The 21,720-nt window shown below is 73.6% G+C and carries 16 protein-coding genes, 1 tRNA gene and 2 pseudogenes; 10 read left to right on the top strand and 9 right to left on the bottom strand.

What is annotated here, in order from left to right:
* Positions 1-151: 151 nt before the first annotated feature.
* Together MRQ36_RS11570 and MRQ36_RS11565 are read right to left on the bottom strand one after the other, a co-directional pair.
* Positions 152-228 (bottom strand) — tRNA-Pro (locus MRQ36_RS11570).
* A gap of 93 nt (positions 229-321) precedes the next feature.
* Positions 322-1,215: a metallophosphoesterase gene (locus MRQ36_RS11565; RefSeq protein ID WP_242794901.1), complete on the bottom strand. Its 894-nt coding sequence runs from the start codon at positions 1,213-1,215 to the stop codon at positions 322-324.
* A 25-nt stretch (positions 1,216-1,240) separates the two neighbouring features.
* Here MRQ36_RS11565 and MRQ36_RS11560 point away from each other — a divergent pair, with 25 nt between their 5' ends.
* Positions 1,241-1,696, top strand: coding sequence for a GatB/YqeY domain-containing protein (locus MRQ36_RS11560; RefSeq protein WP_242794900.1), 456 nt, complete (start codon positions 1,241-1,243; stop codon positions 1,694-1,696).
* A gap of 120 nt (positions 1,697-1,816) precedes the next feature.
* Here MRQ36_RS11560 and MRQ36_RS11555 read toward each other — a convergent pair whose 3' ends face one another.
* Entirely contained in the window at positions 1,817-4,267 is a 2,451-nt protein-coding gene (locus MRQ36_RS11555; RefSeq protein ID WP_242794899.1) for a transglycosylase domain-containing protein, read from the bottom strand.
* A gap of 401 nt (positions 4,268-4,668) precedes the next feature.
* Between MRQ36_RS11555 and MRQ36_RS11550 the strand changes: the two genes are divergently transcribed.
* Positions 4,669-4,989 (top strand): WhiB family transcriptional regulator, encoded by a 321-nt coding sequence (locus MRQ36_RS11550; protein WP_242794897.1) that lies wholly within the window; start codon positions 4,669-4,671, stop codon positions 4,987-4,989.
* Positions 4,990-4,999: 10 nt separating this feature from the next.
* Here MRQ36_RS11550 and MRQ36_RS11545 read toward each other — a convergent pair whose 3' ends face one another.
* The 3 genes from MRQ36_RS11545 to MRQ36_RS11535 are packed head-to-tail and all read right to left on the bottom strand — an operon-like array spanning position 5,000 to position 7,794.
* A complete protein-coding gene (locus MRQ36_RS11545; RefSeq protein WP_242794895.1) occupies positions 5,000-6,151 on the bottom strand; it encodes an ArsA-related P-loop ATPase in 1,152 nt (383 codons plus the stop codon).
* 54 nt (positions 6,152-6,205) lie between these two features.
* Positions 6,206-7,183: an ArsA-related P-loop ATPase gene (locus tag MRQ36_RS11540; RefSeq protein ID WP_242794893.1), complete on the bottom strand. Its 978-nt coding sequence runs from the start codon at positions 7,181-7,183 to the stop codon at positions 6,206-6,208.
* A 26-nt stretch (positions 7,184-7,209) separates the two neighbouring features.
* Positions 7,210-7,794 carry a hypothetical protein gene (locus MRQ36_RS11535; protein ID WP_242794891.1) on the bottom strand — a complete coding sequence of 195 codons (585 nt, stop codon included), beginning with the start codon at positions 7,792-7,794 and terminating at the stop codon, positions 7,210-7,212.
* A 360-nt stretch (positions 7,795-8,154) separates the two neighbouring features.
* Between MRQ36_RS11535 and MRQ36_RS11530 the strand changes: the two genes are divergently transcribed.
* The 7 genes and pseudogenes from MRQ36_RS11530 (at position 8,155) to MRQ36_RS11500 (ending at position 16,024) form a co-directional block, all read left to right on the top strand.
* Positions 8,155-8,637, top strand: coding sequence for a hypothetical protein (locus MRQ36_RS11530; RefSeq protein ID WP_242794889.1), 483 nt, complete (start codon positions 8,155-8,157; stop codon positions 8,635-8,637).
* A gap of 44 nt (positions 8,638-8,681) precedes the next feature.
* Entirely contained in the window at positions 8,682-8,837 is a 156-nt protein-coding gene (locus MRQ36_RS11525) for a DUF4177 domain-containing protein (RefSeq protein ID WP_242794887.1), read from the top strand.
* A 25-nt stretch (positions 8,838-8,862) separates the two neighbouring features.
* The gene (locus tag MRQ36_RS11520; protein WP_242794885.1) at positions 8,863-9,324 is read left to right on the top strand and encodes a RidA family protein; all 462 of its coding nucleotides are present in this window, start codon (positions 8,863-8,865) and stop codon (positions 9,322-9,324) included.
* A 120-nt stretch (positions 9,325-9,444) separates the two neighbouring features.
* Positions 9,445-10,278: an MBL fold metallo-hydrolase gene (locus tag MRQ36_RS11515; RefSeq protein ID WP_242794883.1), complete on the top strand. Its 834-nt coding sequence runs from the start codon at positions 9,445-9,447 to the stop codon at positions 10,276-10,278.
* Positions 10,275-13,851: pseudogene (locus MRQ36_RS11510) on the top strand (adenylate/guanylate cyclase domain-containing protein). Before MRQ36_RS11515 ends, MRQ36_RS11510 begins: the two are co-directional and overlap by 4 nt.
* 122 nt (positions 13,852-13,973) lie before the next feature.
* Positions 13,974-14,465, top strand: coding sequence for a hypothetical protein (locus MRQ36_RS11505; protein WP_242794881.1), 492 nt, complete (start codon positions 13,974-13,976; stop codon positions 14,463-14,465).
* Positions 14,466-14,495: 30 nt separating this feature from the next.
* Positions 14,496-16,024 (top strand): annotated as a pseudogene (locus MRQ36_RS11500) (serine/threonine-protein kinase).
* On the opposite strand, the gene MRQ36_RS11495 reads toward MRQ36_RS11500, so the two are convergent.
* A complete protein-coding gene (locus tag MRQ36_RS11495) occupies positions 16,011-16,391 on the bottom strand; it encodes a hypothetical protein (RefSeq protein ID WP_242794879.1) in 381 nt (126 codons plus the stop codon). The pseudogene MRQ36_RS11500 and the gene MRQ36_RS11495 sit on opposite strands and share 14 nt — an antisense overlap.
* A gap of 260 nt (positions 16,392-16,651) precedes the next feature.
* Here MRQ36_RS11495 and MRQ36_RS11490 point away from each other — a divergent pair, with 260 nt between their 5' ends.
* Positions 16,652-18,442 carry an alpha/beta hydrolase gene (locus MRQ36_RS11490; protein WP_242794878.1) on the top strand — a complete coding sequence of 597 codons (1,791 nt, stop codon included), beginning with the start codon at positions 16,652-16,654 and terminating at the stop codon, positions 18,440-18,442.
* Between the two features lie 57 nt (positions 18,443-18,499).
* Here MRQ36_RS11490 and MRQ36_RS11485 read toward each other — a convergent pair whose 3' ends face one another.
* Both MRQ36_RS11485 and MRQ36_RS11480 read right to left on the bottom strand, forming a co-directional pair.
* Positions 18,500-19,663, bottom strand: coding sequence for an acyl-CoA dehydrogenase family protein (locus tag MRQ36_RS11485; protein WP_242794877.1), 1,164 nt, complete (start codon positions 19,661-19,663; stop codon positions 18,500-18,502).
* Complete coding sequence (locus tag MRQ36_RS11480) at positions 19,660-21,717, bottom strand: biotin carboxylase N-terminal domain-containing protein (RefSeq protein ID WP_242794876.1); 2,058 nt, start codon at positions 21,715-21,717, stop codon at positions 19,660-19,662. Before MRQ36_RS11480 ends, MRQ36_RS11485 begins: the two co-directional genes overlap by 4 nt.
* Positions 21,718-21,720 lie beyond the last annotated feature (3 nt).

Below are 21,720 nucleotides of genomic sequence, written 5' to 3'. Positions count from 1 at the left end.
GTCGGCAGCATCACCGCTGTGCTTCCGATCGTTTGTCGTTCCCGGCACTCGCGACCGGCGGGTCGGAGCCGGGGCATGCAGACGATCACGCAGAGAAGGAGCCCTGGAATGAGTCAGGGCCCCTCCGTGGAGGGGCCCTGACTCTTACCTCTGGTCGGGGTGGCCGGATTCGAACCGACGACCTCTTCGTCCCGAACGAAGCGCGCTACCAAGCTGCGCCACACCCCGAGGCGTGCCGACAAATAGTAGCCCACCCGGCCCCAGGATCAAATTCGGTACCCCCGCCCCGCCGGGCCCCGGTCCGGGGCCCGGCGGCAGGGTTCAGCGGGGGATGAGGGTGAGCACGCTCGCCTCCGGTGGGCAGGCGAAGCGGACCGGCGCGGTGGGGTGGGTGCCGAGCCCGGCGGAGACGTGCAGCCAGGCGTCGGAGCCCGGCCAGCGGTGCAGGCCACGGGCCATGGACCGGGGCAGTCCGCAGTTGGTGACCAGCGCGCCGTAGCCCGGCACGCAGACCTGCCCGCCATGGGTGTGCCCGGCGAGCAGCAGGTCGAAGCCGTCGGCGGCCATCCGGTCGAGCACGGCCGGCTCCGGCGAGTGGGTCAGCGCCACGGAGAGGTCGGCCTCCGGGTTGGCCGGCCCGGCGACGGCGGCGTAGTCGTCCCGCTCGATGTGCGGGTCGTCGACGCCGAGCAGTTCGATCAGTCGGCCGCCAGCCTTCAGCGCGGTCCGGGCATTGTTCAGGTCCGCCCAGCCGGCGCCGGTGAGGACGTTCCGCAGTTCCTCGTACGGCAGTGCCGCGCCCTCGGTGTACTCCCGGTCGGGCAGGAAGTAGCTGAACGGGTTCTTCCAGACCGGCCCGGTGTAGTCGTTCGAGCCGAAGACGAAGGCACCGGGAAGGTCCAGCAGTGGTTGCAACGCCCGCAGCGCCCCCGGTAGGGCGTCCGGGTGGGCCATGTTGTCCCCGGTGACGACCACCAGGTCCGGGTCGAGGGCCGCCAGCGAGGCGACCCAGTCCTGCTTGCGCCGCTGGTTCGGCATCATGTGCAGGTCCGAGACGTGCAGTACGCGCAGCGGTTCGGCGTCGGCCGGCAGCACCGGCACGTCGTAGCGGCGCAGGGTGAACATGTTGCGTTCGATGAGCGACGCGTATGCCAGGGTGGCCGTGCCCGCGGCGACGGTCCCGGCGGCGAGCCGGAATAGTGTGCGCTTTCGCATGGCGTTCAGGGTAGTTTGACCGACCATGAGCACGCTGAAGGACCGCCTCACCGCAGACATGCGCGCCGCCCTGAAGGCACGCGACGAGCTGACCACGTCCACCCTGCGGATGGCCCTGGCCGCCGTCGGCAACGCCGAGGTCGCCGGCAAGGCCAAGCGCGAGCTCACCGACGACGAGGTGCTCGCGGTGCTGACCAAGGAGGCGAAGAAGCGGCGGGAGGCCGCGACCGCCTTCGCCGACGCCGGGCGTACCGAGCAGGCCACCAAGGAGACCGCCGAGGGTGCGGTGCTGGAGCGCTACCTGCCGAAGCAGCTCTCCGACGACGAGCTGGCCGAGCTGGTCGCGGGGGCGCTCACCGCGGGCGGCTTCACCGGGAAGGCGCAGCTGGGCCCGGCCATGAAGGCGGCCCAGGCCGCGGTGGCCGGCAGGGCCGAGGGGGGCCGGGTGGCCGCCGAGGTACGCCGGCAACTCGCTCTCTGACCGGAGAAGCCCTGCACCGACCGTACGCCGGGCCGTCGCCCCGGCCACCCGCGTACGCCGGGTCATGACGAAGCGGGCGGGCACCCACCTGGGTGCCCGCCCGCTGTCGGGTGTCGCCGGTCAGCGGCCCGGCGGTCGTCCGGGGCGGCCGTTGTTGGCCGGCGGCGGGACCGCGGGCCCGGCGGTGTTGCCGCCGGCCGGCGGGGTGTTACCGCCGCCGGCGCTGACCTCGATGGTCACCACGCCGCCCTTGATGGTGCGCCCGTCCGGGCTGGTGCCGGCGGCGGTGCCGGCCGGGCACTCGGACGGCACCTTGCTGCTGGAGACGACCGGTTCGAAGCCGGCACCGCGCAGCCGCGACTTGGCGGTCTCGACCGACTCGCACTTCACCCCGGGGATGGAGCGCTGGTCACCCTCGATGATCTTCCCGCTGGGCGGGGTGAACTCGATCCGCTCCTTGCCCTTCATGGCGTCGCGCAGCGTCTCGTAGACCGCCGGGTTGATGCCGGTGGGGACGTCGTGCCCCATCTTCTGGTTGGTCTGCGGCCAGTCCGGGTCGGCCATGATGCCGGCCACCGCGTACTGCTTGGTCATCACGACCAGGGCGGAGGTCTTCTCCGAGTCGGTGGTGCCGGACTTGCCGGCGACCGGCGCGCCGACGATCCCACGGACGTTGCGCGCGGTGCCGACCTTGCACTTCGAGGTCGCCGAGTGGTCGCCGAGCGGGCAGCGCGCCGCGTCCACGGCGGCGCGGGCCACCTCGGTGCTGATCCGCTGCTCGCAGCGCGGGTTGGCGACGTCGAGCTTGTCGCCGTCCGGGCCGCGGATCTCCTGCACCGGGATGGGCTCGCAGTACTTGCCGTCCGCGCCCAGGGTGGCGTACGCGTTGGCCAGCTCCAGCGGGGTGGTCTGGGAGACGCCGAGGCTGAACGCGCCCCACTGGTGGGCGGCGTCCTTGGTCGCCGCGAACTTGGCGTCGCTCGGCGCCCGGAAGGTGATGCCGAGCTTCTCCGCGGCCTTGACCACGTTCTCCGCGCCGACCCGCTGCTGGAGCGGGATGAAGTAGGTGTTCACCGAGAAGCCGAAGCCGCTCCACATGTTGTGCACGCCGACCATCGCCGGGTTCGCGTTCGTCGGGCAGTAGAAGTGCGTGCCGGGGCAGGCGGCCGGGGAGCCCTGCTCCACGATGTATTCCGACTTGAAGAGCTTCTCCGCGTTGATGGAGTAGCTGAGCGGGTAGCCCTTCTCCAGCGCCGCCACCAGGGTGAAGATCTTGAACGTCGAGCCGGCCTGGTAGCCGGTGATGTCACCGCCGCCGCTGAGCAGCGGGTTGGTGGTGTTCGGGTAGCTGCCGCGGAGCTTCTTCTTCGCCTTCCGCGGGTCGCTCGAGATCTTGTTCTGCGGGTGGTTCGGGTCGTCGAGCTTGAAGTTCCGGTTCACCGCGAGGGCCCGTACCCGGCCGCTGCCCGGCTCGATCGCCGCCACCATCCTGGCTGCCTTGCTGTTCACGCCCAGGTGGTTGCGGACCGCCTTGTCGGCGGCGCGCTGCGCCTGCACGTCGAGGCTGGTGACGATCGTGAAGCCGCCGCTCTTGAGCCGCCGCTCCCGGTCGTACGAGGTCGAGCCGAACGTCTCCTGCCCCATCCACCAGCGGTAGAAGTAGTCGCAGAAGAAGCCCCAGGTCTTCTCCTTGGTGTCGACGCAGCCGTTCGGGGTGCGCTTGTCCTTCACCACCAGCTTGACGGCCTTGGCCTGGTCGGCCTGCTGCTGGGTGATGGCCCCGATCTGCACCATGTTCTGGATGACGTAGTCGCGCCGGCCCACCGCCTGCGGATAGCCGCTGGGGGTGGTCGGGTCGAACGCGGTCGGCGCCTTCACCATGCCGGCGAGCATGGCCGACTGCTGGATGTCGAGCTTGCTCGGCGGCACGCCGAAGTAGACCTGGCTGGCGGCGAAGATGCCGTACGCGCCGTTGCCGAAGGCGGCGATGTTCAGGTAGCGCTCCAGGATCTCGTCCTTGGAGAGCTCCTTGTCGATCTGGAGCGCGTACTTCATCTCACGCAGCTTGCGGGCGCTGGTGTCCTCGGTCGCGGCGACCACGTCGGCCGGGTGGGTCGCCGAGTACGCGATGGCCAGCCGGACGTACTGCATGGTCAGCGTGGAGGCGCCCTGGCGGCCGTTCCCCCCGCCGGACTGGTTGTTGACGAACGCGCGGGCGACACCGTTGAGGTCGACGCCGTTGTGCTTGTAGAAGTCGTGGTCCTCGGCCGCGATGATCGCCTTCTGCATCAGCGGCGAGACGTCCTTGAGCTTGACGTCCTTGCGGTTCTCGTCGTACATGGTCGCGAGCGGCGTCTTGCCGTCCGAGGCGAGCAGGTAACTGATCTGTGGCGCCCGCGCCACGGTCAGCTCGCTGGGCAGCGCGCCGAAGGTCTCCGCCCCGGCCTTCGCGGCCAGTCCGGACATCGCCACCGCGGGGAAGGCCGCCGCTGCGACCACCACGCCGGCCAACAGGCCACAGATGAGTAGCGATGCGGCGTTGGTCAGCACATTGTGGTCACGTTTCCGCATCCAGGTCACCTCGACAGGGTACGCGAGTAGGGAACGAGGGGCGCGGGGCCATGTTTCCCCATTTCCTGCGCGCGCCGACCTCGTTGTGCTAAACGCACGAACCCTGGTGCGAGGTTGCGTGAACCCGCCGATGAGTCTTCTGGAGAACGACGGACCCGCGCAGCGTTTTCACGTACTCGGGACGGGTAGACGGCGGGCGAAGGCCCGGGAAGCCGGGAGTGTCCGGAATGATGGATTTCGCCGACAACGTTGCGTAATCAGGCGACTACAGAGCATGATGATGGCGGCGACAGGCAGCCACATGTCGTCCGTGCCGCCCTGGGGAGGCCGGACGGACGACGGGGGGAATCGACGGCTGGTCGCGCGAAGTCGGTAGGTACTGCAAGGGGGGACGTGTACACATGGGCATGATCGCTGACTGGCCGTCACTGGCGGCATGTCAGAACGGGGACCCGGACGCGTTGTTCGTCCAAGGCGCCGAACAGAACGTGGCGAAGAGGATCTGCCGGAGCTGCCCAGTTCGGTACGAGTGCCTGGCCGACGCGCTCGACAACCGGATCGAGTTCGGGGTGTGGGGCGGCATGACCGAGCGGGAACGCCGGGCGCTGCTGCGTCGTCACCCGCAGGTCACGAGCTGGCGCAAGATGTTCGAGGCCGCGATGAGGAAGAACGCCAAGGAGAAGGCCGGCAAGGACAAGGTCCTGGTGACCACCGCCGGCTGAGCGCCGCGCGTCAGGGCCGGCTGATCGCCGTACCGATGGTCCGCAGCCCGTCGACGTCGTGCACGTCGGCGGGCTGCGCCGTCACCGACGCCGCCGGCACCGCCGGGAAGGCCTCGGTGAACCGGGCCGCCACCTGCTGCTCGCGGGCCGCCTGCCGGGCCAGCCCGGCGTGTGCCCGCAGCACGTCGACGGTCGCCTCGTGCCCGCCCTCGCGCTCCAGCCGTTCGGCGGCGGCCAGGCTGTCGGCCGCCGACAGCCCCGGCACCGCCGGCCGGTGCACCCGGTTGAGCACCAGGCCGGCCAGCGGCATCCGCTCGGCGCGCAACCGCCCGGCGAAGTAGGCCGCCTCCCGGACCGCGTCCGGCTCCGGGGCCGCGACCAGCAGGAAGGCCGTCTCGTCGGCCTGCAGGATCCGGTACGTCTGCTCGGCCCGCTGCCGGAACCCGCCGAACATCGAGTCCAGCGCGGCCACGAAGCCGGAGAGGTCGGTGAGCAGCTGGGCGCCGATCACCTTCTGCACGACCTTGGAGAACATCCCGAAGCTCGCGGTGACGAAGCTGAACATGCTCCGCCCCCCGCTGCGGGCCGGCGCGAGCAGCAGCCGCAGCATCCGCCCGTCGAGGAAGCGGGAGAGCCGGGCCGGCGCGTCGAGGAAGTCCAGCGCCGAACGGGACGGCGGGGTGTCCACCACGATCAGGTCCCACTCGCCCCGGGCGTGCAACTGCCCGAGCTTCTCCATCGCCATGTATTCCTGGGTGCCGGCGAAGGTCGAGCTCATCGCCTGGTAGAAGGGATTGGCGAAGATCTCCGCCGCCTTCGCCGGATCGGTGTGCTGGAGCACCACGTCGTCGAAGGTCCGCTTCATGTCGAGCATCATGGCGTGCAGCTCACCGCCGCTGGCCTCGACGTCGATCCCCTTGACCTGGCGCGGGGTGTTGTCCAGCTCGGTCAGCCCGAGCGACTGGGCCAGCCGGCGGGCCGGGTCGATGGTGAGCACCACCGTGCGCCGGCCGTGCCGTTCGGCGGCGCGCAGTGCCAGGGCCGCCGCGGTGGTCGTCTTGCCCACTCCGCCCGCACCGCAGCACACCACGATCCGTACGCCGGGGTCGGCGAGGATCTGGTCGACGTCCAGCTGCGGCGCCGCGTCTTCGGAAGGCACCAATCGAGCGTATCGGGCCGGAGGGTGTCTCTGCTCCGTGCCGGCCCCAGGTGTGAGTCAATCCGCCCGGACGAGGAGGTCGGCCAGCGTCTCCAGGCCGGCCCGGTCCACCCCGTCGGGGAGCAGCGGCAGCTCCGTCACCGGCCGGCCCAGCTCCACCAGGTCGCCCCGGAGCGAGTCCTCCAGCTCCCGGCGGACGAGCTGGTCACGGGCCTCCCCGGCCAGCCCGGCGACGGTCTCCCGGTCGGCGGGCAGCCCGGCGGCGAGCAGCCCCCGCTTCAGCTCCGCCTGGGTCACCGCCCGGCCCGCGGGCAGTGGCGGCCGGGCGCCGTTGACGATGACCCGACCGACCGGGAAGCCGAGCTCGGTCAGCTCGCCGATCGCGTCGACCGTCTCCTGGACGGGCATCTCCTCCAGCAGCGTCACCACGTGCACGGCCGTCATCGGCGAGCGCAGCAGCGCGGAGACGCCCTCGCTCTGGGTCTTGATCGGGCCGACCCGGGCCAGCCGGGCGGTCTCGGCGGTCACGTTCAGGAAGCGGCCGATCCGCCCGGTCGGCGGCGCGTCCAGCACCACCGCGTCGTACGTCCGGCGCTGCCCGCTGGTGCGGGTGGTCGCCTCCTTCACCTTGCCGGTGAGCAGCACGTCCCGCAGGCCCGGGGCGATGGTGGTGGCGAAGTCGATCGCGCCGAGCTTGCGCAGCGCCCGGCCGGCCGCGCCGAGCTTGTAGAACATGTCCAGGTATTCGAGGAGGGCCTCCTCGGCGTCCACCGCCAGGGCCCGCACCTCGCCGCCGCCGGGGGCGTCGGTCAGGTGCCGTTCCTCGTACGGCAGCGGGTCGGTGCCGAAGAGCTGGGCGATGCCCTGCCGCCCCTCCACCTCGACCAGCAGGGTGCGCCGCCCGCCGGCGGCCAGCCCGAGGGCCAGCGCCGCGGCCACGCTGGTCTTGCCCGTGCCGCCCTTACCGGTCACCACGTGCAGGCGGGCCGGCCATCCGGTGCCGGCCGGATCGGCCGGCTGCTCTGCTGCTGCCACCCGTCGAGCCTATCCAGCCGCCGGGCTCAGGCGACCTCGCAGACCCACCAACCCGTCTTCCGCACCACCGTGAAGCGCAGGTCCTGGTCGGCGACCTTCTCGTCGGAGGTGGTCATGGTGACCTTGGTGGTGACCGTGGCCCGGTCCCCGGTCTGGTTGTCCACCTTCGGGCTGGTCCAGCGGAACCGCGGGTTCTGGTACTCCCCGGCGTACTTCTGCACCTCGGCGACCTTGGCGGCGATCTTCTTGTCGTCCCGGGCGGCGGAGCAGACGAAGGTGGCGGCCTTCTTCGCGTCCCGGTCCTTGTAGACCGCGGTGAGGAAGCTGTCCACCGCGACCGTCGGGTCCTTGGCGCCCTGGCCGTCCTCCGCGTTGCGCAGGGCGAGGAACGCGGCCGTCCCCCCGCCGCCGCAGAGCAGCAGGGCCGCGGCCAGCACGATCGAGACGATCAGCAGGCCGCGCTTCCGCTTCGGCGCGGCCGGGTGCTGGTACGCCGGGTGGCCCGGCACGGGCGGGGGAACCGCTCCGGGGGCCTGGCCGACGCCCGGCGGGTCCTGGTGCGCCGGCCCGGCGGGCGATCCGCTGGCGCCGCCGATGGGCGGTTGGGTCATGTCGTTCCCCCGGGGTGCGGCGCGGTCGCCGCCCCTGGCGACCGACGCGTGTTCGAGCGTGGCGGGCGAGCACGCGTGGCCCGTCCGACCGGAAGGGTAGCGGTCGATGGGCTGCTTGCCTGCCCCGCGTGCCGCGCCGGGTCGAGCCGGGGTTCCTCACCACCGTGGAACGTGAGCATGTTGTCACCTCCCGGACTATGCATGTGTCGCATATGTGACTTGAGGTGATCACGCGTGCGCGTCCCGTTGCCGGCACCTCGGATCGGTCCTACGTTCGTCGCGGTGCGGGGGCCGGACCGGGCGGGAAGTCCGAGCCGGACGGTGGTGACTTTGACCAGGTAAGACGCCCGGAGGCAGTGAATGCGCGACGCGGAGAACGTTCCCCGAGCCCAGTTCCCGGCGGGAGACCGGGCCGGGCGGCCAGGTGAGGGCGAGGGTCCCGGGGGTGGCCTGCCGTTCAACGAGCGGTCGTACCGCCGCTGCGTCGAGTCGGCCGAGGTGATCCGTACGCTGATCCGTCCCGGCGAGCGGGGCCGGGACGACGAGGACCCGGGATACGTCATCCACCTGCCGGTCCGGGTGGCCGACCTGGCCGCCGCCACCGCGCTGGCCGGCACGGTGGCCGTCTCGCTCGGCTTCCTGAGCGAGCTGGACGCCGGGGAGACCACCGTCTCGAACGCCGACGACCAGAACAACCGGCACCGGGTCTTCTGCGACCTGCTGCTGCCCGACCGGAGCCGCTGCCCCCAGCGCTACGGCCACGAGGGGCCCTGCGGTGAGCTGCCGGAGCCGCCCGGGCCGCCCGAGCAGCGTCCCGCTCCCCGCTCCTGGGAGGGACCGTAGGCTGTGTCGGAAGAGCCTACGCCAGGAGAGGAAACCCGCCAGCGATGCAGAAGTGGGAATATTTCACGGCCCCGCTGCTGGTCCACGCGACCAAGCAGATCCTCGACAACTTCGGCGAGGACGGCTGGGAACTGGTCTCCGTGGTCCCCGGACCCAACCCGGAGCAGCTCGTCGCCTACCTGAAGCGGCCGAAGGCATGAGCGAGCGCAGCGAGGGGGCGGCGGCATGAGCAACGGACCGCACGCGAAGCTCGCCGAGCTGGGTCTGAGTTTGCCCGAGGTGGTGCCGCCGGTGGCCAGCTACGTGCCGGCCGTCCAGTCCGGCCAGCACGTCTACGTCTCCGGCCAGCTGCCGATGGCGGAGGGGAAGCTCCTCGCCACCGGCAAGGTTGGCGCGGGTGTCTCCGCCGAGCAGGCGAAGGACCTGGCCGAGCGGTGCGCGCTGAACGCGATGGCCGCGATCGACTCGCTCGTCGGCCTGGAGAACGTCGTCAAGATCGTGAAGCTGAGCGGCTTCGTGGCCAGCGCCCCCGGCTTCACCGGCCAGCCCGGCGTCATCAACGGCGCCTCGGATCTGTTCGGCGCCGTCTTCGGTGAGGCCGGCCGGCACGCCCGCAGCGCCGTCGGGGTGGCCGAGCTGCCGCTGGACGCCCCGGTCGAGGTCGAGGTCATCGTCGAGGTCGGCTGACCCTTCCCTCCCCGCGATCCTGCGGTCCGTCGACGCGGCGAAAGCCGTGAAGGGGCACGAACCAGTGGCCCGGGCGGCAAGATCGCGGGGAGTGGCGGGCGGGGTCGTACGATCGCTGCCATGGGCGGGCGTGTGACGGGAGCGGCAGGGGCGCTGGCCGACGAGGTGCCGGGGTGGGTCACCCTGCTGCGGGCGCCGAACCCGGGGCCGATGACCCTCGACGGCACCAACACGTGGGTGCTGCGCGCGGCCCCCGGTGAGCCGGCCGTGGTGGTCGACCCGGGCCCCGCCGACGAGGCACACCTGGCCGCGATCGCGGCGCACGGGCCGGTCGCCGCCGTCCTGATCACCCACGGCCACCCGGACCACACCGAAGGCTCCGCCCGGCTGCACGAACTGCTCGACGGGGCACCGGTACGCGCCGTCGACCCCGCGCACACCGTCGGCGCCGAGCCGCTGACCGCCGACACCCCGCTCGACGCCGCCGGCCTCAGCCTGCGGCTCGTGCCCACCCCCGGGCACACCGCCGACTCGGTCTGCTTCCTGGTCGGCCACGGCGACGAGCGGGTGGTGCTCACCGGGGACACCATCCTGGGGCGGGGCACCACCGTGGTCGCCCACCCGGACGGCCACCTCGGTGACTACCTGGCCAGCCTGGAGCTGCTGTCGGCGTACCGGGGGATCCCGGCGCTGCCGGGGCACGGCCCGGCGCTGGCCGACTGCGGTGCGGCGGCCGACTTCTACCTGGCCCACCGCCGCGCCCGGCTCGACCAGGTCCGTCAGGTGGTCGCCGAGGGTGTCACCAGCGCGCCGGAGGTGGTCGCCCGGGTCTATGCCGACGTGGACCGGTCGCTGTGGTGGGCCGCCGAATGGTCGGTCCGGGCCCAGCTCGCCCATCTCGGTGTCGAGGACCGGGAATCCGGCGCGGGGGCCGGTGGGTTGGAGCAGACGTGACCTGCCCGGTGTGTGGCACCGTCGCCGTCCCCGGCGCGCGGTTCTGCCACAACTGCGGGGCGGCCCTGCCGGCCGCCGCGACCCTGCCCGCCGCCGAGCGGCGGGTCGTCACCGTGCTCTTCGGCGACCTCTCCGACTTCACCTCCTGGTCGGAGGACCTGGACCCGGAGCGGGTCGGCGCGGTCACCGACCGGGTGCTGGCCGCCCTCGCCGGCGCGGTGAAGACCTTCGGCGGGCACGTCGACAAGCTCACCGGCGACGGGATCATGGCGGTCTTCGGCGCGCCGGTCGCCCACGAGGACGACGCCGAACGCGCCGTCCGGGCCGCGCTGTCCATGCAGCGGGCGGTCCGCCGGGTGCTCGACGACGAGCAGGGCGGCGGTGCGCCGCTCGGCCTGCGGGTCGGCCTCAACACCGGTGACGTGATCGCCGGCATCCAGGCCGCCATCGAGTACACCGTCATCGGCGACACGGTGAACACCGCCGCCCGGCTGGCCGACGCCGCCGCCGTCGGCGCGGTCTACGCCGGGGCGCGGACGTCCGCCGCCACCCGGCACGTCGCCTCCTGGCGGGCGCTGCGCCCGCTGCGGCTCAAGGGCAAGCGCGAGCCGGTCGAGGCGTACGAGCTGCTGGGTCTGCTGGACGCGCCGGGCACCCGCTCCGGCCTCGGCGACGAGGCGCCGTACGTCGGCCGGGAGACCGAGATCGGGCGGGTCGCCGGCCGGCTCGCCGAGGTGATCGACCGGGGCGAACCCCGGGTGCTGCTGATGACCGCCGAGGCGGGGATCGGCAAGTCCCGGTTCGCCGCCGAGGTGGAACGGCTCGCCGCCGGCTACGACGTGGGCGCCGGCCGGTACGCCGCGCACACCGGCGCCCGGGTGCTCTCCGTACGCTGCGCCGCGTTCGGCGAGCGGCGCCGCCTCGCCCCCCTCGCCGACCTGGTCCGGGCGGCGGTCGGCCTGCCCAACGACGCTGCCACCGCGCTCACCCGACCGGCCGTGGAGGAACGGCTGCGCCGGCTCGGCCAGCGACTCGGCCGGCTCCCCGGAGACCTGCCGCCGCTCGCCACCGACCAGCTCCTGGCCCTGCTCGGGTACGCCGAACTTCCCGCCGCCGCCGAGAACGGCGAGTGGAACGTGGCCTCCCCGCCGCCGGACGCCGAGGCGGTGCCGAACGCGGTGGCGGAGCTGCTCAGCGCGCTCGCCGTGGAGGCGCCCCTGGTCATCGTCGTGGACGACCTGCACGACGCGACCGCCGAGACCGTCAAGGCGCTCGCCCTGACGCTCAACCGGCTCGGCGGCCCGGTGCTGGTGCTGCTGCTCGGTCGCCCCGAGCTGGTGCGTACGGCGGGCGCGCTGACCCGGCTCGCGGACGCCGAGGTGCACGCGCTGCCGCCGCTGCGCGGCGCGGACGCGGCCCGGCTGCTCACCAGCTATCTGGGCGGCGGCAGGCTGCCGCAGGCCGACGCCGACCGGTTGCTCGCCACCGCCCAGGGCAACCCGTTCTATCTGGCCGAACTGGTCACCCTGCTGATGGAGCGCGGGGCGCTGACCGCCGGGCCGGGTCGCGGCGCCGACGTCGGCTGGCGGCTGGTGCCCGGTTCGCTGGGCAGCCGGCTGCTCTCCCGGGACCTCGCCGCCGTGCTCGCGGCGCGGATCGACGCACTGCCGGTGGACGCCCGTTCGGTGCTGCGGGACGCCGCCGTGGTCGGGGACACCGTGCCGGCGGGTGCGCTGGAGGCGCTCCGCGACCAGCGTGCCGGGCGGGACGGCCGGCCGGGGCGGTGGTCGCGGTCGAGCTGGACCGGGCCGTGGAGGAGCTGCTGCAACGCCGGATGCTGCACCGCACCCGCACCGGGTACGCCTTCGCCACCCCGCTCATGCGGGAGGCCGCGTACGCCGGGGTGAGCAAGGCCGAGCTGGCCGAGCGACACGCCGCCCTGGCCCGCTGGGCCGCGCCGGAGAGTGCCGCCCCGGGGGCGAGCGTCGCCGGCGGCTCCACCGAGGCGGACCGGGACGACCTCGTCGCCGAGCACGTCGAGCGGGCCGCCGCCCTCGCCGACGCGGTGAAGCTGCGCCCCGACGCGCCGGCCCGGGCGGTCGTCCCGCTCGGCGTCGCCGCCCTCGGCCGGGCCGCCCGCCGCTCGATGCGCGCCGGGAGCCGGCTCTCGCCGTCGAGTACGCCGAACGCGCTGCCGAGCTGGCCCGCGACGGCGTACCGCCGGCCGACCGGGTGGTGCACGCCCGGGCACTGTTGCAGGTGGGCCGACCCGCCGACGCGCTCGCCTTCGCCGAGAAGATCGCCGCGAACGCCGGTGACGCGGCGACCCGGGTCAGCGCGCTGCTGCTCGCCGGGCAGGCCCACCAGACCCTCGGCGACCAGGCCCGGGCGGAACGCTGCTGGCAGGATGCGTTGCAGGTGGCGACCGAGGCCGAGCTGCCCACGCTGCGGGCCTCGGCGATGCGCCGGCTCGGCATGGCCGACTTCATCGGCGGCCGACTCGGCCAGGCGAGCAGCCGGCTCGCCGCGTCCTACCAGGTCAGCCTCTCGGCGAAGGACCCGCGCGGGCAGGCCTGGTCGTTGCAGAACCTGGCCTGGGTGACCACCACCCGGGGCGACTTCGCCGGCACCGACGCGGTGCTGGGCCGGGCGGCCCGGCTCTTCGCCGAGCTGAAGGACCCATACGGGCGGGCCTGGCTGCGCGGCACCACCGCGTTCGCCCGGCTGCTCGCCGGCCGGCTGAAGGAGGCCTGCCGGATGGCGAAGGTCTTCCTGCCGTTCGGTGAGCGGGTCGGCGAGGCGTGGGCGGTGGGCACCCTGCGCGCGGTCGAGGCGTACGCCACCGCCGAGCTGGGCGAGCTGGCCGAGGCGGACCGGGGGGCACGCCAGGCCTACCGGGAGTTCGCCGAGGTCTCCGACGACTGGGGGCAGGGCTTCGCGCTGGTCGTACGGGGTGTGGTGGCGCGCGGGCTGGGCGAGCCGGAGCACGCCGCGGACCTGCTCACCGACGCACTCGGGTTCGCCGAGCGGACGTCGCACCCGCTGCTCACCGGGATGGCCGGCACGCTGCGCGGTTTCGTGGCGCTGGACATGGGCGACTGCGAGACGGCCGAGCGGGACGCCCGGGCGGTGCTGACCACGGTGGAGCCGCACAACCCGCAGGCGCCGGCGCAGGTGGGGCCCCGGGTGCTGCTCGCCATGGCCCGGCTCGCGGCCGGCGACCCGGCGACCGCGGTCGGGTTGCTCGCCCCGGTCGCGACCACCGCCGCGAACACCCCGTCGCTGCTCTTCTCCCGCCGCCAGACGATGGCCCGGTACGCTTCCGCGCTGCTCGCCCACGGGCAGCGGGAGCAGGCGCTGGACTGGGCGCAGCGGGCGGTCGCCGCCCCGGCCGAGGACGTCCGCAGCCAGGTCGTCGCCGCCATGGTGCTGGCCGAGGCGCTGGCCGCCTGCGGGCGTTCCGTCGAGGCGCTGGCCAGCGCCGACGAGGCGGTACGCCTGGCGTACGCGACCGAGCAGCGCAGCGAGCGGGCCGCCGCCGACGCCCTCCGCGCCGGGCTGACCCGGCCCTGACCCCCGGCCCGGTGTCGGCAGGACTGACGGTTCCGGGGATGTGCCCGTCCCCGGTGGCGGTTAGCGTGTGTGCTGACTGAGGGGAGGCGGTCCGTCGTGACCGTCCGGGTGGGGGAGGACGAATGAGGCTGCCGCGCTCCGGCGCCGGCTGGACGATGGCCGTCTTCGGCGTCCTGGCGTTGCTGCTGGGCGCGCTCGGGCTGATCTGGCCGGAGGCGCAGCTGCGGCTGCTCGGCTTCGAGGTGCCGGCGCGCCGCGCCGCCGGGGACTACACCGGCACGTTCCTCACCGCGTCCTCGATGGCCTCGTTCAACATGGGTGTCTATTATCTGCTCTCCGCGGCGACCGAGTGGCGGGCGTTCTACCGCTTCACGGTGGTCTTCCGGCTGGTCACGTTCACCGTCTTCAGCATCGCGGTGCTCTCCGACGTCGCCCCGGACCGGTTCTTCGGGGTGGCCGCGTGGGAGGGTCTGGGCGCGGTCGCCACCGCGCTGGCCCTGCGGTGGGACGCCCGCCGCGTCGGGTCGCCGGCCGGTCGGGCCGGGGAGTCCACCCGGTCCGGTGCGGTGGCCGATGTCGCAGGTGGCACCCCCACGGCTGATCCGGCCCGCTGAGCCGACGGTGCGGACAGGTATTTTCGAGTCGTGACCGACACCCCGCCCGGCGCCCTGCGGTTGCCCATCGTGCCCGGTCTGACCGATCTGCAGGTCTTCGCCCGGGGCGGGTACGCCACCGTCTACCGGGCCACCCAGATCTCGGTCGGGCGCGAGGTCGCGGTCAAGGTCGAGAACCGCACCCTGGACAGCGAACGGGACCAGGCCCGGTTCCTGCGCGAGGCGCGGGCGGCCGGCAAGATGTCGTCCCACCCGCACGTGGTGGACCTCTTCGACGTCGGGGTCACCGTCGACCAGCACCCCTATCTGATCATGGAGCTCTGCGACGGCTCGTACGCCGAGCGGATGCGGACCTCGCCGCTGGGTCCGGCGGAGGCCCGCGACCTCGGCGTCAAGATCGCCGACGCGTTGGCCCACTCGCACGCGGCCGGGGTGCTGCACCGGGACGTGAAGCCGGCGAACATCCTCCACTCGCACTTCAACCCGGCGGTGCTGGCCGACTTCGGGCTGGCGGTGCTGGCCGAGGTGCGGGACGCCTCGGTGACCCTGGAGGTGCTCACCCCGGCGTACGCGCCGCCGGAGATGTTCAGCCACAGCCCGCCGTCGCCCGCGGTCGACGTCTACGCCCTCTGCGCCACCCTCTACGCGGTGATGCACGGCCGGCCGCCGCGCTGGCAGTCCGAGCGCAGCCCCAGCCTGGTGACCGTGCTGGAGATGTTCCACCAGCCGATCCCCGGGCTGCCCGGCGTGCCCGAGGAGCTGATCGACGTGCTCCGGGCCGGGATGTCGAACGACCCGGGTGATCGTCCGTCCGCCGTGGAACTGCGGGGGCTGCTCGCCGGGCTCCCGCTGGACCCGGGGCCGTCCCCGGTCAGCGGTGCCCCGGTCTCCGGCGTCCCGGTCAGCGGGGGGCCGACCTGGGGGGAGAGCACCACCGGCCCGTACGGCTGGGCCGGTCAGCCGGGGCCGCGCCCGCCGGCCGACGACGGTCATCCCACCGTGGCGACCCCGCAGCGCCGTCGGCGGCGGCGCTGGTTCCTGGGGGTGCCGGCGTGCTGGCGCTGGCCGCCTCGGCGAGTGCCGGGGCGTGGCTGGCCGGCGGGGCGCCGCAGGTGGTGTCGCCGACGCCGGTGGCCAGCGCGATCGCCGACCCGACCGGGCCGGCGGTGCTGCCGGGCTGCTCGACCGCCGGCCTGATCCTGCCGGCGGGTGGGCACTGCGTGCCGGAGCTGGAGTGCTTCGGGCCGGTGCGGCTGCGCCGCGACCACGCGGAGGCGACCCGGGTGCCCTGCGACGGCCGGCACACCTGGGAGAGCTACGCCGAGGGTGAGCTGCCGGCGGCGCTGGTGGGTGCGCGGCACACCGAGGTCAGCGCCGATCCCACCGTCCGGCAGGTCTGCAACGTCCGCACGTTCCGGCTCACCAGCGGCATCCGCTATGCCACCGGCTGGAACCTGGAGGTGCTGCCGCCGTCGGGGGCAGGTGCCGACCGGACCTACCGTTGCCTGGCGGGACGGGGCGTGGACGCGCTCGCCGCGCCGACGCTCACCGGTCGCTGACCCCGTTCACCGTCCGCCAGTCCTGGACCTGCCGGGGGTCGAGGGTCTCCAGCGTGTCCGCGTCCAGTCGCCGCCGGTCGCGCACCGCGCGGGGGTCCAGTGCCTCCAGCGTGTCGGCGTCCACGCCGTAGTCGGCGGGGAGCGGCTGGCCGGCTGGGTTGGCGGGGGCCGGCGTGGCGCGGGGGGTCTCCCGGGCCGCGGTCACGGCCACGCCCGCGGTCATCGCGAGCAGCACGAGGACGAGCGCCAGCACCACGGCCAGGACACCGTCCGGACGCCAGATCAGCAGTGTCGCCAGCAGGGCGACCGCGGCCAGGATCGCGGCGGCGGCCCGGAAGCGCGCGTCGGGCTTGGGGAACGAGCTCACCCGACAAGCATGGCGTAGGTCACCACGCTGTCAACCGCCGGATCGGGCGGCGGCCCCGGGGTCCGACGTCCCGGTCGGCGAGCGGCGTCCGTCTTCGGCGATGGAGCGAACAGCGTCGACCATGAAAAATTCGTTACGTCGATCGGCAACTTGTCGCTTTGGTGGGTGTTTGACGACCCGCTTTCCTGGTCCGCAGTCCCTAGAGTGACGAAGGTCGAGGTCTCCTCGACAGACCCCGTTCCCCACCGGAAGGCGTCCACATGCCACGTACAGTCCGGTCCCTGGCCGCAACAGGGATCGCCGGTATCGTCCTCGCCGGGATGGCGGTCACGCCCGCCGCCGCGGCGCCGACCCTCACCGGCTCGGGCCGTCCGTCCAGCTCGGACCGCACCAGCGCCGTCGAGGCCAGGCGGGTCGACAGCGTGCCGACCCCCAAGCTCGACTGGTACGGCTGCTACGACTACGCCGAGTGCGCCACCGTCCGGCTGCCGCTCGACTACGACGACCCGAAGGGCGCCACCACCGAGGTGGCGGTGCTGCGGGTCAAGGCCCGGGACCAGAAGCACCGGATCGGCAGCCTCTTCGTGAACCCGGGCGGTCCGGGCGGCTCCGGCACCAGCATCGCCCTCGCCGCGCCGTACTTCCTCGGCGACGACCTGCTGGACCGGTTCGACATCGTCGGCGTGGACCCGCGCGGCATCGCGGCCAGCGACAACGTCAAGTGCTTCCCGTCGGCCAAGGAACAGTCCCGGGCGTACGCCGGGCTGAACGTCGCCTTCCCGTGGACGAAGGCCGAGGAGAAGGCCTACCTCGCGTCGTCGAAGGCGGTCGGCCGGGCCTGCTCGACGAGCGGCCGGCCACTGACCGGGGCGGCCTCCACCGCCGAGGTCGCCCGCGACATGGACGTGCTGCGCCGCGGGGTCGGTGACCGGAAGCTGAGCTACCTGGGCTTCAGCTATGGCACCGCGCTCGGCCAGTACTACGCCAACATGTTCCCGGACCGGTTCCGCGCCCTCGTGGTCGACGGCGTGCTCAACCCGAACGCCTGGGTCGGCCAGGGCAGCGCCCGCAACCAGCTCCAGGAGACCCGGCTGCGCAGCGCGGACGGCGCGTACAAGGCGCTGCACGAGATCCTGGTGCGCTGCGCGAAGGCCGGTAGGAAGACCTGCTCGCTGGCCGCCGGGGACCCGGTCGCCGCGTACGAGCTGGTCGCGAAGCGGCTGCGCCAGAAGCCGGTGGTCATCGACGACCCCGAACAGGGCTCGTTCACCGTTCGCTACGCCGACTTCGTCGGCGCCACCCTCAGCGCCCTCTACGACCCGTACGGTTGGCAGGACGTGATCGGCATCACCGAGCAGTTGCTGGCGCTGACCGATCCGGCCGCCGCCCCGGCGACCCGGGCGACGGCGCGGGCCGCCCTCGTGCAGCGCGCCGCGAAGGCCCGGCAGCAGCGCGGCTACGACTTCCCGTACGACAACGGGCTGGAGACCTTCCTGACGGTGGACTGCACCGACGGCTTCCACCCGAAGGACCTGGCCGACTGGCCGGCGCTCTCCGCCGCGGAGGACAAGCGGGCGCCGTACTTCGGTCGGGCCTGGGCCTGGGGCACCGCGCCCTGCGCCCGGAACGCCTGGACGGTACGGGACTCCGACGCCTATACCGGTCCGTTCAACCGGCGTACCGACGCGCCGGTGCTGGTGGTCGGCAACTACTGGGACCCGGCGACCAACTACCAGGGGGCGGTCGGCTCGGCGGCGCTGCTGCCGAACAGCCGGCTGCTCAGCAGCGACAGCTGGGGCCACACCGCGTACGGCACCTCGGAGTGCGTGACCGCCGCCGTGGACTCGTACCTGCTGACCGGGAGGCTGCCGGCGCGGGGCACCCGCTGCTTCGGTGACTCGCAGCCGTTCGAGGAGCTGCCGGAGGCGGTCCGGGCGGAGTCGTCCAAGAGCGCGCTGGCCCGGGCCGGCCAGCCGGGGCGCGGCGAGCCGAAGCGGCTCCCGCCCGTGGTCGCCCCGCTCCCGGTGACCGGCACCCTCACCGTCCGCTGAGGCGAACCGGGGCACGGTGGACGATCGACGTCCGCCGTGCCCCGGTCCCGGCGTCGGTCAGTAGGACTTCTCCTGGCCGAGGACGTGCTGGGCGACGAAGTTCAGGATCATCTCGCGGCTGACCGGGGCGATCCGGCCGGCCCGCACCGCGCCGAGCAGGGTGGCCACCCCGTACTCGGTGGTCATGCCGGCCCCGCCGAGGGCCTGGACGGCGGTGTCCACGGCGAGCGCGGCGGCCTCGCCGGAGGCGTACTTGGCCATGTTGCCGGCGACGCCGGCCTCCAGGTCGCGCCCGGCGTCGTAGAGGGTGGCCGCCTTGTGGATCATCAGGCGGGCCAGCTCCACCTGCACCGCTGCGTGCGCCAGGGGATGCGCCACGCCCTGGTGCGAGCCGATGGAACGCCCGCCCCAGACCTTGCGGGTGGCGGTGTACTCGCTGGCCCGCTCGATGGCGTACCGGCCGGTGCCGGCGCCCATCGCGGCGACCGTGATCCGTTCCGGGTTGAGGCCGGCGAAGAGCGCCGGCAGGCCCGCGTCGAGGGACTCGCCGACCAGCGCGTCGGCGGGCAGCCGCACGTCGTCCAGGAAGAGCAGGAACTGGTTCTCCGGGGAGAGGATCTCCATGTCCAGCCGGGACTTCTCCAGGCCGGGCGCGTCGGTCGGCACGATGAACAGCGCCGGCTTGAGCTTGCCCGTCGCCGAGTCCTCGGTGCGTGCGACGACCAGCACGTGACCGGCCTCGTCGACGCCCGAGATGTAGACCTTGCGGCCGGAGAGCAGCCAGTCGTCGCCGTCCCGGCGGGCCACCGTGCCGAGCCGGTGGAAGTTCGAGCCGGCGTCCGGCTCGGTGATCGCGAAGACGATCTTCTGGGAGCCGTCGGCGAGGCCGGGCAGGTGCCGTTTGCGCTGCTCCTCGGTGCCGTGCTTGTTGATCACGGTGGCGGCGATCGCGGGGGAGACCACGAGCAGCAGCAGCGGGCAGCCGGCCGCGGCCAGCTCCTCGCAGACGATGGCCAGCTCGGTGATGCCGCCGCCCCCGCCGCCGTACTCGGTGGGGATGTTGACGCCGAGGTAGCCGAGCCGGCCCGCCTCGTGCCACAGCTCGGTGGTGTGCCCGCCCGACTTCGCCTTCTCGACGAAGTAGGAGTGGCCGTACCGCCGGCCCAGCGCCCGGACGGCGTCGCGGAGCTGGTCCTGTTCGGGGGTGGGGTCGAAGTTCATCGGTCGTCCTCCTCGGTGGTGACCACGGCCAGCACGGCACCGGTCTCGACCTGACCGCCGGCCGGCACCGGCAGCTCGGTGACCACCCCGTCGGCCGGGGCGAGCACGGGATGTTCGAGCTTCATCGCTTCCAGGGTCAGCAGCAGCTCACCGGCGGTCACCCGCCGGCCGACCTCGACGTGCACCCGGGTCACCGCGCCGGGCAGCGGCGCGAGCAGCGACCCGGCCGCCAGCTCCGCGGTGGGCAGCGGGAAACGCGGCAGCTCGACGAGGCTCGCCGCCCCCGCCGGGCCGTCCACGAAGACCGCCGACCCCACCCGGTGTACGCGGAACACCCGCCGCACCCCGTCGACGTCGAGCACCACCCGGTCCGGGGCCGCCTCGACCAGGGCGACGGTCGGGGCATCGTCGCCCACCGCCGACCCGCCGGGCTCGCCGGCTCCGACCCCGGTCCGGTCGGCCGACGTCGCGGCTGCGGCACCCGCGCCCGCAGTCCGCTCCACGGACCATTCGGCCAGACCGCCGGCCCGGTCCAGCCGGTAGCGCACCTCGACCTCGCCCCCGTCCGCCCCGGCGAAGCGGGTGACCTGCGGGAAGGCGGGCACGTTCCGCCAGCCCGAGGGCAGCCCGGCGAGCACCCGGGCCGCCGACCGACGGCCGCCTGCCGAGGCCAGGGCGGCGGCCAGGGCCGCCAGGGGCAGTTGGTCGGCCGGCAGCAGCGGGGCGAAGACCTCGGCGTGCCGCTCCAGGAAGCCGGTGTCGATCTCCACGGCCCCGAACTCGCGGCTGCGCAGCACCCGGACCAGCAGGTCCCGGTTGGTGGCCACGCCGTGCAGCTCGGCCCGGGCCAGCGCGCCGGCCAGGGCGCGGGCCGCCTCGGCCCGGGTGGGCGCCCAGGCGACGACCTTGGCCAGCATCGAGTCGTAGTGCACGCTCACCGTCGAACCGTCGGTGACGCCCGAGTCCGACCGGAGCCCTCGAAGCGGGGTGAACTCGCCGGCCACACCAGGGATCGCGAACCGGTGCAGAGTGCCGGTCGCCGGGCGGAACCCCTGGGCCGGGTCCTCGGCGCAGAGCCTTACCTCGATCGCGTGGCCGTCCGCCGGTGGGGTACCGGTCAGCGGCAGCGGCTCCCCCTCGGCGACCAGCAGTTGCAGCCGGACCAGGTCCAGCCCGGTGACCGCCTCGGTGACCGGGTGCTCCACCTGGAGTCGGGTGTTCATCTCCAGGAAGTACACCTCACCGTCCGGCGCGAGCAGGAACTCCACGGTCCCCGCGCCGACGTACTCGACGGCCCGGCCGGCGGCCACCGCCGCGGCGTGCAGCCGCTCCCGCACCGCCGGGGGCAGCACCCCCGGTGCCTCCTCGACGATCTTCTGGTGTCGGCGTTGGATCGAGCAGTCGCGTACCCCGAGGGCCAGCACCGTGCCGTGGGTGTCGCCGAAGATCTGCACCTCGACGTGGCGCCCGCGCTCGACGTACCGCTCGATGAAGACCGTGCCGTCGCCGAACGCCGCAGCCGCCTCGCGGCGCGCGGAGGCGACGGCCTCGGCCAGGCCGGCCGGGTCGCGGACCACGCGCATGCCGCGCCCGCCGCCACCGGCGGACGCCTTCACCAGCACCGGGAAGGCGGTGACCTGGTCGGCGTCGGTCCAGGTCGGCAGCATCGGCACGCCCGCCTCGGCGAGCAGCGCCTTCGCCGCCATCTTGTCGCCCATCGCGGCGATCGCCTTGGCCGGCGGTCCGACCCAGGTCAGGCCCGCGTCGGTCACTGCCGCCGCGAAGTCGGCGTTCTCGGCGAGGAAGCCGTAACCCGGGTGCACGGCGTCCGCGCCGGCCCTGCGTGCCGCGTCCAGGATCAGCTCGATCCGCAGGTACGTCTCGGCCGGCGTGTTCCCGGGCAGCCGGACGGCTTGGTCGGCGTCGGCGACGAAGGGCGCGTCGGCGTCCGCGTCGGAGTGCACGGCGACCGTCTCCACGCCGAGCGCCCGGCAGGTGGCGAAGACCCGGCGGGCGATCTCCCCCCGGTTGGCGACCAACAGTCTGTGGATCATCTT

The organism is Micromonospora sp. R77, assembly GCF_022747945.1.
Classification (GTDB): Bacteria; Actinomycetota; Actinomycetes; order Mycobacteriales; family Micromonosporaceae; genus Micromonospora.
The sequence above is the reverse complement of the archived record's forward strand: the minus strand, read 5'-3'. Positions and strand labels throughout refer to the sequence as shown.